The sequence below is a fragment of the Streptomyces sp. P5F9 genome, assembly GCF_057961495.1.
The window spans coordinates 84,770-98,833 of record NZ_JBXVPZ010000003.1; the positions used below are offsets into that span (position 1 = coordinate 84,770).

General features: G+C 68.4%; 9 protein-coding genes and 3 pseudogenes. 7 read left to right on the plus strand and 5 right to left on the minus strand.

What is annotated here, in order from left to right; all coding sequences use genetic code 11:
* Positions 1–507 precede the first annotated feature (507 nt).
* Entirely contained in the window at positions 508–1,440 is a 933-nt protein-coding gene (locus AC31A1_RS01290) for a helix-turn-helix transcriptional regulator (protein ID WP_489651382.1), read from the plus strand.
* A gap of 174 nt (positions 1,441–1,614) precedes the next feature.
* Here the strand turns inward: AC31A1_RS01290 and AC31A1_RS01295 are convergent.
* Positions 1,615–1,966: pseudogene (locus AC31A1_RS01295) on the minus strand (SDR family NAD(P)-dependent oxidoreductase); the annotation flags it as partial.
* Between the two features lie 221 nt (positions 1,967–2,187).
* On the opposite strand from AC31A1_RS01295, the gene AC31A1_RS01300 reads away from it, so the two are divergent.
* A complete protein-coding gene (locus AC31A1_RS01300) occupies positions 2,188–2,919 on the plus strand; it encodes a hypothetical protein (RefSeq protein WP_489651371.1) in 732 nt (243 codons plus the stop codon).
* 35 nt (positions 2,920–2,954) lie between these two features.
* Positions 2,955–3,785 (plus strand): hypothetical protein, encoded by an 831-nt coding sequence (locus AC31A1_RS01305; RefSeq protein ID WP_489651372.1) that lies wholly within the window; start codon positions 2,955–2,957, stop codon positions 3,783–3,785.
* A 7-nt stretch (positions 3,786–3,792) separates the two neighbouring features.
* Here AC31A1_RS01305 and AC31A1_RS01310 read toward each other — a convergent pair whose 3' ends face one another.
* The 3 genes and pseudogenes from AC31A1_RS01310 to AC31A1_RS01320 form a co-directional block, all read right to left on the minus strand.
* Positions 3,793–4,335 carry a LuxR C-terminal-related transcriptional regulator gene (locus tag AC31A1_RS01310; RefSeq protein WP_489651373.1) on the minus strand — a complete coding sequence of 181 codons (543 nt, stop codon included), beginning with the start codon at positions 4,333–4,335 and terminating at the stop codon, positions 3,793–3,795.
* Between the two features lie 58 nt (positions 4,336–4,393).
* Positions 4,394–4,909 carry a class I SAM-dependent methyltransferase gene (locus tag AC31A1_RS01315; RefSeq protein ID WP_489651383.1) on the minus strand — a complete coding sequence of 172 codons (516 nt, stop codon included), beginning with the start codon at positions 4,907–4,909 and terminating at the stop codon, positions 4,394–4,396.
* Positions 4,910–5,381: 472 nt separating this feature from the next.
* Positions 5,382–5,566 (minus strand): annotated as a pseudogene (locus AC31A1_RS01320) (NAD-dependent dehydratase); the annotation flags it as partial.
* 858 nt (positions 5,567–6,424) lie between these two features.
* Here AC31A1_RS01320 and AC31A1_RS01325 point away from each other — a divergent pair.
* The 3 genes and pseudogenes from AC31A1_RS01325 to AC31A1_RS01335 all read left to right on the plus strand — a co-directional run bounded on the left by AC31A1_RS01325 (position 6,425) and on the right by AC31A1_RS01335 (position 11,419).
* A pseudogene (locus AC31A1_RS01325) lies at positions 6,425–7,818 on the plus strand (jacalin-like lectin).
* 248 nt (positions 7,819–8,066) lie between these two features.
* Positions 8,067–9,401 (plus strand): glycoside hydrolase family 43 protein, encoded by a 1,335-nt coding sequence (locus AC31A1_RS01330; protein ID WP_489651384.1) that lies wholly within the window; start codon positions 8,067–8,069, stop codon positions 9,399–9,401.
* A 17-nt stretch (positions 9,402–9,418) separates the two neighbouring features.
* Positions 9,419–11,419, plus strand: coding sequence for an RICIN domain-containing protein (locus AC31A1_RS01335; protein ID WP_489651374.1), 2,001 nt, complete (start codon positions 9,419–9,421; stop codon positions 11,417–11,419).
* 95 nt (positions 11,420–11,514) lie between these two features.
* Here the strand turns inward: AC31A1_RS01335 and AC31A1_RS01340 are convergent, their stop codons facing one another.
* On the minus strand, positions 11,515–12,864 hold the full coding sequence (locus AC31A1_RS01340; RefSeq protein ID WP_489651375.1) for a glycoside hydrolase family protein: 1,350 nt from the start codon (positions 12,862–12,864) through the stop codon (positions 11,515–11,517).
* 180 nt (positions 12,865–13,044) lie between these two features.
* On the opposite strand from AC31A1_RS01340, the gene AC31A1_RS01345 reads away from it, so the two are divergent.
* Positions 13,045–14,064, plus strand: a complete 1,020-nt coding sequence (locus AC31A1_RS01345; protein WP_489651376.1) for a LacI family DNA-binding transcriptional regulator — start codon at positions 13,045–13,047, stop codon at positions 14,062–14,064.

The following is a 14,064-nucleotide window of genomic DNA, read 5'->3' on the forward strand; positions in this document are numbered from 1 at the left end:
GGGGATGTCACGTCTTGTTCTCCTCCGCAGCGTTCACCCCACGTCGCGGAACCGCATCCTCCATGACGTGAAGGTGCATAGGTCATCCAGGCCGCCGCGCGTGTGCTCGTCGTCGACGCCGACGACGGTACGCGTCCCCTGCTGACGAAGGTCCGCGAGCTCGGGCTTCGACGTGTGCGTGGCCGGTCCCGGTGAGGACGCCGTCCCGGTCGGCGTCTCCTTACACCCTGACCTGGTAGTCCTCGTCGCGATCCTCCCGGACGGCGACGGCTTCGAGACCTACGGCGCTCTGCGCGCCGCCGACATCGACCCACCCGTCCTCCTCCTCACTAGGTCACTAAGCCGTTCGAGTTGGAGGAGGTGGTCGCTCGTGTGCATGTGCTGCTGCGGCGCGGGCATGCTCAGGACTGCCGACTGCTGCGTGTCGGGAGTGTGGCGCTGGATCCGGACACCCGCGAGGTATGGCGGGACGGGACACAAGTCGCCCTTTCTCGCCGGGAGTTCGACCTGCTCGGTCACCGGCTGGTGACCAACACACAGGAACTCGCCTCGGCGCTCGGGGTGTCCCTTCGAACCATCACCCGGGACCTGAACTGGCTCCGCGACGCCGGTCTGCCGGTGACCGCACACCGGGGCCGCCTCGGAGGCGTGACCATGCTGCCCGGGTCCGGGCTCGACCTCACGCGGCTCACACCGGACGAGCGTGATCACCTGTCGCTCACCGGGCTGGACGAGAAGCAACGTGCGGAACTCGACGCATCGGCCGAAAGCCGCCGCGCGCTCTCCAAGATCGCCGCCGCGCAGCCACGTCGAGTTCATGAACTCCTGCCGCTCACCGACGTAGTGCACGTGGACAGCCGTCCCTGGCGTCAGCCACGAGCTTCCGCCACGACTCCGGCTTCGCTGATCGGCGCGGTGCGGCGAGGTCGCCGGCTACGGATCGAGTACGACAGCCCACGCGAGTCATGCCCACGCGAGCTGGTCGTGGATCCCTACGGGCTGGTCGCCAAGGCCGGCATCTGGTACCTCGTCGCCGACCGCGCCCGAGTGCCACGGATGTACCGACTCGAGCGGATCACGACGTGGAAGGAAGTCGACCAGCCACGACGGATCCGCGAGAGCCAGACCCTGGCCACGGTCGCCGCAGCGCTTGTTGACCAGTGGGAGCGCAACCACGCGATAGAGGTCAGCGCCACCATCGACCAGGCCCAGATCGAGCGAGCGCAACGGATCTTCGGCCTACGACTCGTCCCGGACGACCCCGATGAATCCGCAAGCGGCCGCAAGGTGACGATCCGCTTCCTGCACCTGGAGGACGTGCGAGCACTACTGCCGTTCGGGAGCGCCATCACCGTGCACGGCCCCACCGAAGCCAGGGCCCACCTCCGCGACCTCGGCACCAGTCTTGCCCACCACTATGCGCCGTCACCAACGCCCTGACCCGCAACATCTAGGTACCGCCTGTCGAGTACGAACGCGAATTCCGGCGAAACCAGCAGCGCACCCCGCAGTCCGCCTGACACAAGATCAGTCCGGACCGTGAAAGTCGGGGCAGTTCACGGGCGGGGGGCTTTGCGGCGACCTGTCGACGGCCTCGGCGGACGCCCTGTCACCCGGATCGGTCATGGCGGTGTCGACGACGCCGGGGCAGACCGCCTTCACCCCGTAGCCCCTTCGACGCCGACTCCAGCGGACCACCCGAGTGAGGCCGACGCTCGCATGCTTGGTCACGGCGTACGCGCCGACGTACTCCAAGCCCGTCAGGCCCGTGAATGAGGAGGTGTTGACGGTCGTCCCGCCGCCTGCGGCCGCGATCCCGGTGGCGAGGGCCCCGCCCTGGTCGTCGAGGAGGCCGGCGACCACGAGCCCTGCCCCCTCCGCCCCGAACAGTCGCGCCTCCCGCTCACCCTGGCCGCGCGGCGCCCGTGACGATGACGACCCGTCCGTCCCGCCTGCCCGTACGGATCTCCTCCGGCGAATGGCGAGCCGGCAGCGTAACTGACGAACCATCAGGCGAGAAGAAGGCCAGGCTTGTTCACTGTGCCCGAAATGACCGATGCACTCGCGAAGTGAGAAAGGCCACTCCAAGTGACCTACGGGTAGGGTCATTTGACCCTGTGAACGCCTGATAACTCGCCCAATAATCCCTCTAGCCGAAGGAAAAAATTCGCAGGAATGGAGAAAGAAGTGGCCAAGAGGGCCCTGAAGAAGAACAAGAAGATCCAGGCGGTTGCCGTGTTGTCGGCGCTCGCCACGGGTGGCGTGATCGTGAGTCTGCTGCCGTCGGCCAACGCCGCCGACGCCGCGACCAAGACGCCGGATGAGATCATGCGGATGTGCCAGAAGGCCCGCGTCATCGACGGTAAGGAGCAGCAGTTCCCCGGAATCTCCGACGCGCCACTGGCCGACTCCTGCGATTTCGTGGAGACCAAGTTCGAGACCTTCAGCGGGGAGCCGCAGCAGACGACCCCCGAATTCCCCAACTGTGAGCCGAACGCGAAGAAGCCGGCGACGGCCACAATAAAGGGGTCAGCGGTCGTGACCCAGGGGCAGGGCAAGTACACCGCGACCCAGCAGGGCGGCGGAGGCGGACTCTTCGGCATACTGAACGTCTCCTGGACGAAACACAAGGCAACGACGGACCTGACCACCAAGACGGTGATCGCTTCCGTGGGAGACACGCCGAAGATCCCCGTCGGCAAGGTGCTCTTCGTGCAGTTCACTCCGAACATGCAGCGCATGACCGGTCTCTGGCGCGTGAAGATCGACGCCCGTCCCGCGACCACGACGACCAACGCAGTGGCCGAGCAGATCTTCGAGGCCCCCGACGTCGTCGAGGGTCCCGTCATCCTGCCCGGCGCGGCCGGCGGACCCGGCCTCGCGGACGGCATCAGCGAGCCGATCATCTCCGACTGCTGAAGCCTCCGACCACCCACACAACCAGGAGAAACACCATGACAAGCACCGGCCGTCGCGGAAACCACCGGAGCAAGAAGAAGCGCCTCGCCCTCGTCCTGGCCCCGGTCGCCGCCGTCGCGGTGGCAATACCGCTGATGAGCAACGCGGGTGCCGCCACACCCGACGAGGTGGCCGCCGACTGCAGCAAGGGCTCCATCGAGCTGGAGAACTGTGAGTTCGTCGACGTCCAGGTCAAGAGGGACAGTTTCGGCCCCAACCAGCGGGTCTCCAATGTGTCCAAGAACTGCGGCATCCAGACCGATCAGGCCAAGACCTTCGACGTGGCCACGACCGTGACCCGAACGGTGACGATGGAGGACGGATTCACCGTGGACGGCGACACCAGCCTGGCCGGCTCGCTCATCTCCATCGGCGCCAAGTTCAGTACGTCCGAATTCAACCTCAAGACCGACGCGAACGGGACCGGATTCTCCTTCAGCAGTAACGACGACGTGTATGCGGACAACATCGGCTTCTTCATGTGGTCCCACAGGCGCACCGACGTCAGCGGCTTCCTCAAGGCCACGTACAAGGAGGAGCAGGACGGGAAGAAGGTGTTCTTCTCCCCCAGCGAGGGTTCCGCCGACGTCCACGTCTTCTATCCGCAGCTGTTGAAGAACGGCACGCCGAACGGTCGGCTCTGGCTGCGCAACGTGAAGTGCGGAACACCGGAGGCCGACGCGATTCTCAAATCTGCCGGTGGGAGCACCGACAGCACGGCGAAGAACGCCCAGCTCCGTGCCGACGTGGAACTTCCCGGATTCAAACAGGGCGGTCCGAACATCACCGACGTGGAAATACCGGAGTCGGTGATCCCAGCTCCTTAAATCGTTCTCAAGCGCGAAGCACAGGCGCGGCTCCCAGCCATCGGAGGACCGCGTCTGTGCTTCCCCGCGCGTCCAGCTTGGCGTAGATGTTGCTGAGGTTGTTGCGGACGGTCTTCTTGCTCAGTCCCAGGCGCATGCCGATCTCCTGCGCGGCGAGGCCGGTGGAGAGCAGTTCCATGACCTGCCGCTCGCGGGGTGACAGCAGGGCGCGCAGCCGCTCCGTCTCCGCCCGGCCGTCCGAAACCGGCTGCGCCGCGTCGCGGAGGGCGGCGCACGCGGTGGGCGAGAGGTAGGTGTGGCCGGCCGTGGCGGCCACGACCGCCGAGGAAAGCATGCAGGTGCAGTAGTCGCCGTCGACTAAATAGCCGGCCCCGCGCCGGACTACCTCGGCGACCGCCTCCACGTCCTGGCGAGGGCTGACCACGATCACCGGCGCACTCATCGCGCCCATGTCCTTCAACAGCCCGGCGAGGGAGACGGACGGGTCCTCGCACCGCAGCACCACGACATCCACGTCAGTCTCGCGGAGACCCCGGTAGGGCGGGGACATCGGTAGCGCCCGGCTCACATGCGGGTCGTCTGGCGCGGGCCAGTCGTGGTGCGGCCAGTCACCCTCCGCACAGGCGAGCACGACGGACAGACCACGGGAGTGAGTTGCGGGAACGGTGGTGCCGGCGTGCTGGGAAGTTCGGACGTGCCGAGGGGATCGCACTGCGCGGGTCCTTCCGCCGAAGCCAGAGAGAAATCTGCTCGCCGAGGTACGGCCTGAATTGAGACTGTGTTCGGTTTTTTGAGGAGGCGTGTGTGCAAGCGGAGGGCGGCTGCCAATCCGAAAAAGGCGGGGTAGTTGCCTGGAAGACGTCATGGACGCACACGGGTATGCCTGGCCGCATGCGCGGGAACAGCTCACGGATGTACCAGCGGGCGAAACTCGCCGAGTGCGCCGCGTCGATGAAGAGGAAGTCCGCGGCGTCCGGGTCCCTCTCCAGGTTCTCCCGAGCGTCTCCCTGCGTGAACGTCCAGCGGCCGGTGGACAGTTGCTCCGGGATGTTGCGCGCGACATGGTCCACGACTTCGTACGAGTACAGGTGGCCGGTGCCGTTGTCCCTCAGGGCCTGGAGGATCCAGGTGGTGGACCAGGCCGTGGTAGGTGCCGATCTCCACTACCGTCTCCGGGTGAGCATCGCGCAGCAGGAGGTGGGTGATCTCCGCCTCGATGTCGTCGAGTTGGGCCTTCAGCGAGGTCGGCGGCGCGAGCAGTTCCCGCTGCTTCTCGCGGACCCGGTCGGGATGGTGGGCGTAGGCGCGGTAGAGCCGGACGATGTGGTCGATGTCGACGTGCTGCTGCATGCGCGCTCCTGCGAGACCGGTCCTGGTTGGTCAAGGCATGGTGACGCTGAGGCGGGAGGAAGGGACGGCACATCACACCCAGGTGCCGAACTCCGTGTCACACCCGGGCATGACGTGACGGAGCCCAGGGCCGGAGTGTGCCGGGGCCCGGATCGTGACGGTGGCGTCGGGCCTGCCCGTCCGTGATACCCGCAGCCGGCCGGGCACCTGGCCAGGCTGCGTGCCGAGGCGGCCCAGCCGGGCACCGCCCAGGCCGACCATCGCGGCTGGTGGCACACGGCGTCCACACCGGTCAGGGCGGCGGGGTTGCGCACATTCGAACCCCTGGCACGGCGGACGTCGTAGACGACGGGCTCGTGCCCGCGGGCGTGCGGAGCCGTCACGGCCTGGGACCCGATGAATCCGGCATCGCAGGTGAGCAGTACACGCATACGCCGAACGCTAGGGCCGCACACCCCACGAACCGGTGGGCCTCGCCCGTCACGTCACCGGTCCGTAAGACCTGCCGGGCCGAGCGGAAGGGACACCATGAACACCGTCGACCCCAGCTCGCTGCTCAGCGTGAGCGTGCCGTCGGCACTGGTGGGTAGCCCTTGGCGCGGAAGAAGGTGTCGAGGGCAAGGGTGACGATGCCTGGGGGATTCTGATCGCCGATGCCGTGCTCGGCTGGGGAGGCCGAGGCTACCTCGCCACACGCCCCGGCCGCAGTGCCCCCGAAGCATGGCGGCCCGAACCAGGGCGGCAACAGGCGGGTCCGGTTTCAGGCGGACGCCATCGCACCCTGCCCGACAGGGGGCGTCGCACACTCGCCGCTGCCGCCGCGGCCGCTCTCGCCCTGCTGGTGGCCCAGAACCGGTCAGCCGACAGCGGCGTGCCCGCGCCGGACACGCCGACCTGGGGGCTCCCGTCAACGACTTCCCGAGCCCCGGCTCCACCGGGCAGGTCGGCGCCGGACACTCCGCATCGCCAGGCTCGTCCACCGAGCGGCGGAGAACTTCTGTTGCGCCGGCGCCAGGACCTGGTTCTGGCGCCGGACGGCCGACGCGACAGCGTGGTCGTGGCCGACCGCGACGCATCCGGCAGCCAGCGCTAGGCACTTGAGGCTGCGGCGGCGGAGACCGCCCCAGGTCCCGTACATAGCCGGACAATGCGAGAGCACTGTGGGAACGGCATCGAAGGAATCCGCACCGCGAATCACTCCCGGCGCGGATCTGAATCGCCCGCGTACGGACGGCAACTCCTGCGAAAGTGCGCTCGAAGTCTCGACAGGTCCCGGGTAACCAGCGGTAATTTCTGCCACGTCCCCAAGGCAACCGCTTTCTCTCCCCGGGAGACACACCCTCACGCGCAGACCCCTCGCCTGCCTGACGACGGCGGCCGCCGTTGTCGGCGGGCTCACCGGGGCAGTCCCCTTCGCGGCCGCCGTCGACTCCGGTGCCTTCAGCGTCCTCAGCTACAACGTCGCGGGCCTGCCCGAGGCCGTCAACAGTGCGCCGACGCCCCGTGAGTCGGCCACGACGGCCATCGGCGAGCGGATAGCGCCGTACGACATCGTCCACGTACAGGAGGACTTCAACTACCACGCCTACCTCTACGCGGCCGACACTGCGCACGCCTACCGCACCGCCACCAGCGGCGGCGCCTGCATCGGCAGCGGCCTCAACACCCTGTCGAAGATCTCCTACGACGAGGACGACTTCGTGCGGGTGGGCTGGAACACGTGCACCTACAGCTCGGGCGACTGCCTGACCCCCAAGGGCTTCACCTTCATGCGCCAGCGCCTCCCCGAGGGCGTCTACGTCGACTTCCACAACCTGGGCACCAACGCCGGCACCAATGACGACGACCTCGCCGCCCGTGCCGACAACCTCAGCCAGCTCACCGACTTCATCTCCACACACTCCGCCGGCAACGCGGTCGTGGTCATGGGCGACAGCAACACCCGCTACACCAGCTCCGGCGACACCATCGCCGAGTGCGCCGCCGCCAACGGCCTCACCGACATCTGGGTCCAGCTGATCCGCGGCGGCGTCGCCCCCACCAAGGGCAGCTACGCGCTCGTCTGCAGCCAGACGGGAACCACCGTCCCCAACGACTGCGAGGTCGTCGACAAGACCCTCTACCGGGGCAGCAAGTTGGTCTCGCTGAACGCCACGTCCTACAACAACGAGCACTCCAAGTTCCTGACCGACGACCAGCTGATGCTCTCCGACCACGACCCGCTCACCGGGGCTTCACCTGGTCGCGCAACGCCGACTTCCAGCTCAGCGACCAGTTCGGCGGTCCGCACGGCGACTACTACCAGGACATCGACAGCGTCCCGGCCGCCGCCCGCGCCACCACGATCTCGCTGCGCTCCGGCTCCCGCGTCGACCAGGTCGGCATCACCCTCGCGAACGGCACCACGCTCACCCACGGCGGCACGGGCGGCACCGCGTCCTCGCTGACGCTGGGCAGCGGTGAGTACGTGACGTCGGCATACCTGTGCGAGGGCAAGTACAACGACACCACGCGGATCTTCTACGCCAAGTTCACCACCAACATGGGCAACACCCTGGCCGGTGGCACCACCACGTCGGGCTGCGTGACCCGCACCGCCCCGTCCGGCTGACAGATCGCCGGCTTCCACGGACGCTCCGGCGACGAGCTGGACAAGGTCGGCTTCATCTACACCCAGTGCTGACCCACCTGTACCGGGGCGACGCCGCATCATGCGTCGCCCCGGTACGCAGTCGCCACAGTGCGCACAGAAAACACAAATACGCGCCAGGTCGATTGACGGGCACATGACCAGGCCCTACGTTCTGATCGATTTTCCGAACTTCGTTCGAAATAACGGCCATTCATCCGGCCGGTTCAGGTGCCCCCGCACGCCACCCTGGAGCCCAAGTGAGCCAAAACCCCCACCTGTCCCGTCGCGCCCTCCTCGGCATGACCGCCGCAGTCCCCATCGCCTTGACCCTCGGCTCGGGCACCGCCCACGCCGCCGACTCGGCCTACGCGATGGTCTACTTCACCGAGTCGACAAACCTCGGCGACGGCACCGACTACGGCCTGCACCTGGCCGTCAGCCCCGACGGACTGAACTGGACGCCGCTCAACCAGAACAACCCCCTGGTCACCCCGACCGCCGGCGCGCTGGGCCTGCGCGACCCGTTCCTCATGCGCAAGCAGGACGGCACGTTCGTCGTCATCGCCACCGACCTCAAGGGCACCGACTGGAGCTACAACAGCCAGTACATCCACGTCTGGGACTCCGCCGACCTGCGCACCTTCACCGGCTACCGGCGCCTGAAGCTGCACGACATGACCACCCACAGCTGGGCGCCCGAGGCGTTCTGGGACGCCGGCCGCGGCCAGTACGCGGTCATCTACTCCTCGGTCAACGACAGCGGCCACAACGTGATCATGGTCAACTACACCAGCGACTTCGTCACCGCCTCCGCCCCGCAGGTGTTCTTCGACCCCGGCTACGACGTCATCGACGGCGACATGGCGGTCGGCGTGAACGGCTACAACTACCTCTACTTCAAGAAGGACCAGACCCTGGTGAGCGCCAGGTCCACCTCCCTGGACCCGGGCAGCTTCACCGAGTACAGCGCCGGTGTGGCGCACGGCGGCACCGAGGCCCCTACTGTGGTCAAGTCCCTCACGTCCAGCAACTGGTGGCTGTGGGGAGACACTTACACGCCCAACGGTGTCTTCTACGCCTGGCAGTCGAGCAGCCTGGCCTCCGGTACCTGGACGGCCCTGGACCAGAAGACCTACACCCAGCCGGTCAACTCCAAGCACTGCGGCATCGCGACGATCACCACGGCCGAGTACACCAACCTGCTCGCCAAGTGGGGCGCGCCCGCCTGGAACCGGCTCAAGTCCTACAACTACCCGGCCCGTTACGTCCGCCACGCCGACTACGTGGGCCGCATCGACGAATACCCGGTCGAGCCGTACAAGGACTCCCTGTGGACCCTCGTCCCCGGGCTCGCCGACAGCTCGGGGGTCTCCTTCCAGTCGGTCAACTACCCCACCCGCTACCTGCGGCACTACAACTACGCCCTCCAACTCGACGTCAACGACGGCACCTCGACGTTCGCGGGCGACGCGACCTTCTACCGCACGGCGGGCCTCGCGGACGCGAGCTGGGCCTCCTTCCGGTCGTACAACAACCCGACCCGCTACATCCGCCACTCGAACTACGTCCTGCGCATCGACCCCGTCTCCACGGCCACAGCGCAGCAGGACGCGACCTTCCGCGTCGGGTACTGACCATGGAAGGCACCCTCATGTCGAACACCTCCGCACTCGGCTGGGCCAGACGCGTCACCGTGCGCGTCCTCGCCCTCGCTCTCGCCCTGGCCGGCCTGACGGTCCTGGCCGACCACGATCCGTCGAGTCCCCTGGCCGCCGAGCCCGCCGCGGTCAGCACCACGCAGGCCGCCGTCACTCCGCCGTCGATGGGCTGGGCGTCCTGGAACAGCTTCGCCAGCAGCATCGACTCCGATGTCATCAAGGAGCAGACGGACGCTCTCGTCTCCTCCGGCATGGCGGCGGCCGGCTATCGGTACGTCAACCTCGACGACGGCTGGTGGCAGGGCGACCGCAACGCCGACGGCTCCATCGCCGTCGACGCGGACCTGTGGCCGAGCGGAATGAAGGCCGTCGCCGACTACATCCACAGCAAGGGTCTGAAGGCCGGCATCTACACCGACGCCGGCAAGAACGGCTGCGGCTACTACTACCCCACCACCCGCCCCGCCGCCCCGAACACCGGTATGGAGGGCCACTACCAGCAGGACCTGGAGACCTTCCAGCGCTGGGGCTTCGACTACGTCAAGATCGACTGGTGCGGCGGCCGGGTGGAGGGCCTCGACCAGGAGACGACCTACAAGGCAATCGCCGCCGCCAACGAAGCGGCCACCGCCGTGACCGGGCACAAGCTGGTGCTGTCCTTCTGCGAGTGGGGCAGCGGACTGCCGTGGAACTGGGCCACCGGGTACGGCGACCTGTGGCGCACCAGCACCGATGTCATCCTGTGGGGCCAGACGCCGACCACCGCCATGATGCTCACCAATTTCGACCGGGGTCTGCACCCGGCCGCCCAGCACACCGGCTACTACAACGATCCCGACATGCTGATGGTCGGCATGAGCGGCCTCACCGCCGCCCAGAACCGACTGCACATGGGTCTGTGGGCGATCTCCGGGGCTCCGCTGCTGGCCGGCAACAACCTGGCCACGATGAGCACCACCACCCGCGACATCCTCACCAACCCCGCGGTCATCGCCATCGACCAGGACCCGCGCGGGCTGCAGGGCGTCAAGGTGGCCGAGGACACCCGCAACCTTCAGGTGTACGGCAAGGTCCTCACCGGCACGGGCCAGCGCGCGGTGCTGCTGCTCAACCGCACGTCCTCGTCGGCGTCCATGACCGTGCGCTGGGCCGACCTCGGCCTGACCGATGCCGCCGCGTCGGTGCGCAACGCCTGGACGGGCACCAACGCCGGTTCCCATGCCGCGAGTTACTCCACCACCGTCCCGGCGGGCGACGCCGTCCTGCTCACCGTCTCCGGCACCGAGGCGTCCGGGTCGACCTACGAGGACACCACCGCGGCCACCACACCCACCTTCAGCGCCGTCACGACCGGCGCGGCGGGCACCAAGCTGGTGGACATCACCTACGCCAACGGCGGCAGCACCACCCGCAAGGCGACCATCCAGGTCAACGGCCAGTACACGTCCGTGGTCGCCTTCCCGCCGACCGGCTCGGCCACGGCCTATCGCACGGTGTCCGTACTGGCGCACCTGGGCAAGGGCACCAACACCGTGCGCTTCGCCGCCGTCGCCGGCAGCACCGCCCCCGACATCGACGCCATCGGCGTCCAGGGCATCCCCGGCACCAATGGCGTCGCCCTCGTCGGCGCCGCCTCGAACCGCTGCGCCGGCCTGGAGAAGAACACCATCGCCGACGGCTCCCAGGCCATCCTGTGGGACTGTTTCGGCGGGCGGAACGAGACCTTCACGCAGACCTCACGCGGCGAGCTCGTCGTCTACGGCAACAAGTGCCTGGACGCCGACAACAACGGCACCGCCAACGGCACCAAGGTCATCATCTGGGACTGCAACGACGGCACCAACCAGAAGTGGACCGTCCACTCCGACGGCACGATCACCAACAACCTGTCGGGACTGTGCCTCGACGCCGAGGAAGCGGCGACCGCCAACGGCACCAAGCTGGTCCTGTGGACCTGCAACGGCCAGACCAACCAGCAGTGGACCCTCAACTGACCTGACCCGTACCGTCACACCGCCCGTCGCCGGGCCGGCCGTCGAACCGGTCCCGGCGACGGGCGCTGTCGTCCGCCGGGCGGGACCGTGGGCCGTCAGCGCGGTGGCGGGCCGGGCCAGATGGCCGAGGCGTCGTCGCGGTCCACGTCGGGCAGTCGGACCGGGCGGACGGGGACGGTGCGGGTATGGCCCTCCGGCACGACCGTCCACGGGGCGGGATGGCCGGAGTAGCACAAAGTGGTGAGAACGAAGACCCCGTCGGCGTAGACCTCGACGTATTCACCGATGGTGAGGATGCGCAGGCTGGTGGCGGGTTCGGTCAGTATCGTCTCGCCGAGCCGGTCCCCGTCGGGGCCGGTGACCCAGAGGTTCTTGCCGTCGCAGCCGACGCGCAGGGCCGGGCGGTCGCCGCCGGGGGTGTCGGTACGCAGGGTGATCTCGACGCGGCCGGTGAGGGTGAGGTCGCCGACGGCATGCAGGGCGGGATGTTCGGTCTCCTCGCCGAGCCAGGTGTTCAGACCGGGCCACCATTCGAGGCGGGGTGGCTCGTCCGGCGCGGCCACCAGGAGTTTGGGCTGGGCGAGCATGCCGCGGCAGCGTTCGCCGGAGTCGGTGAGGTTCACGCGTCGGGGCGTTGTGTGCAGCACGACGCGGGCGCCGTCGGGGGCGGGGACGACGCGGGGTGCGTAGGAGCCGGTCGGGCCGAGCGGGCCGTGGCGGGTCCACGCGCCCCGCAGGCGTGGCGCGGTCCATGCCTCGAAACCGCGCGTGGCGCCGATGGAGCCGAGCAGGAGCCAGCTGCCGTCGTCGAGCCGCTCCAGAACCGGGCACTCCAACTCGTCGACGTCGCCCGGTGAGATGAGCGGTGGCTGGACGGTCCAGTGCTCCAGGTCGTCCGAGGTGGCCCAGGCGACACAGCCGCCCACCTCGACAGGCCGGGAGGCGTCGGCGGCGCAGACCACCATGATCCAGCCGTCGGACTCGTCGTCGCGCACGACGAACGGGTCGCGCCAGCCCATGTGTTCGCCGGTGCGGTACCAGCGCGCGTCCGCCTCGACAACGGGCCCGGTGCCGTGCCGGCGCCAGCCGGTGCCGTCGGTGCGCTCGGAGTACGCGAGCCCGACCGACTGCACCGGCCAGCCGCCCGGGGTGAGACCGGAGACGCCGGTGTAGAACATGGCCGCTCCGTCGCCGTGCCGGACGGGGTGCATGGTCCACACCGCCTGCTGGTCGAAGCGGCCGGGCAGGCCGGTGCCGAACGCGGTGCCCTCCGGCCGCCAGTGGACCAGGTCGGTGGAGGTGGCCCGGCCGTAGGAGGTCTCCATTCTCAGGTGATCGAACTCGGCCGTCCACGGGCCCTGCAGATGGAGCACGGCGTAGGTGCCGTCGTCGTCGCGCAGCAGGGCGAAGTCGTTCACGCAGAGGCCGGGCGGGGCGTATCGCATGCGCAGTTCCTGTCGGCTCGCAGCGCTCAAACGCGTGCGCTGAACATGGACCTCGAAGGTCTCACTTAAGAATCGGCCCAAGTAAAACCGAACGCAAACGCTTGCGCAACAGCGAGGGCGGGTTTACGGTCACGTCACCCACAGATCACACCGATGTGAAACCGACGGGAGAAAAGCGCTGTGACCGTCAGCATCACCGATGTCGCCCGCGCCGCCGACGTCTCGGCGTCCACCGTGTCCCGCGCACTGCGCGGCCGGCCGGGCGTCTCCGACGAGGTCCGCGCCCAGATCACGGCCGTCGCCGCACAACTCGGCTATACGGCATCCCGTTCGGCGTCCAGCCTGGCCAGCGGGCGCACCTTCACCATCGGGGTCGTCGTGCCGTACATCGGCCGCTGGTTCTTCGGCACCGTGCTCGACGCCGCCGAGAAGGTGTTCAGCGCCGCCGGCTACGACGTGCTGCTCTACAACCTGAACTCTCCGGAAGCACGCAAACGCTTCTTCACCAAGCTGCCGGTGCGCAAGCGGGTGGACGCCGTCCTCTCGCTGCTCATCCCCGACCTGGAGGAAGAAGAGGCGCTGCGCTCACTCGGAGTGCCGCTGGCCACCACCGTCGGCGGCCCCCGGGACGGCTTCACGGTGGTCGGCATCGACGACCACGCCGGCGCCACCAGCGCCGTACGGCATCTCGTCAACCTCGGCCACCGGCGCATCGGCATGATCTCCGGGGCGAGCGAACCCCTGCACTGGACCACCCCGATCGACCGCCGTCAGGCGTACCTGGACGTGCTGGCCGAGGCCGGCATCGCCCACGATCCGGCGCTGGAGGCGGACGGCGGCTACACCGTCGAGGGCGGCGAGCGAGCCATGACCGAGCTCCTCGCCGTCTCCCGCCCGCCGACCGCGGTGTTCGCGCAGTCCGACGAAATGGCGATGGGCGCGCTGCGCGCCCTGCGCCGGCACCGGCTGAAGGTGCCTGAGGACGTGTCCGTCGTCGGCTTCGACGACCACGAACTCGCCGAGGTCATCGGGCTGACCACCATCGCCCAGCCGGTGCCGGAGCAGGGCACGGAGGCCGCCCGGCTGCTGCTGCGCCGGTTGGAGGAACCGGACGCCGAGCCGGTCGGGCAGGTGCGGATGCCCATCCGTCTGGTGCTGCGGGAGACCACGGCGCCGCCGAGCCCGCACAGACCCCTGTGA

Excerpts from the sequence above, each read along its gene's own strand:
- AC31A1_RS01305 (WP_489651372.1), top strand. The coding sequence starts at position 2,955 with ATGACAAGCACCGGCCGTCGCGGAAACCACCGGAGCAAGAAGAAGCGC.
- AC31A1_RS01310 (WP_489651373.1), bottom strand. The coding sequence starts at position 4,335 with ATGTCCCCGCCCTACCGGGGTCTCCGCGAGACTGACGTGGATGTCGTG.
- AC31A1_RS01330 (WP_489651384.1), top strand. The coding sequence starts at position 8,067 with ATGACCGCCGCAGTCCCCATCGCCTTGACCCTCGGCTCGGGCACCGCC.
- AC31A1_RS01335 (WP_489651374.1), top strand. The coding sequence starts at position 9,419 with ATGTCGAACACCTCCGCACTCGGCTGGGCCAGACGCGTCACCGTGCGC.
- AC31A1_RS01340 (WP_489651375.1), bottom strand. The coding sequence starts at position 12,864 with ATGCGATACGCCCCGCCCGGCCTCTGCGTGAACGACTTCGCCCTGCTG.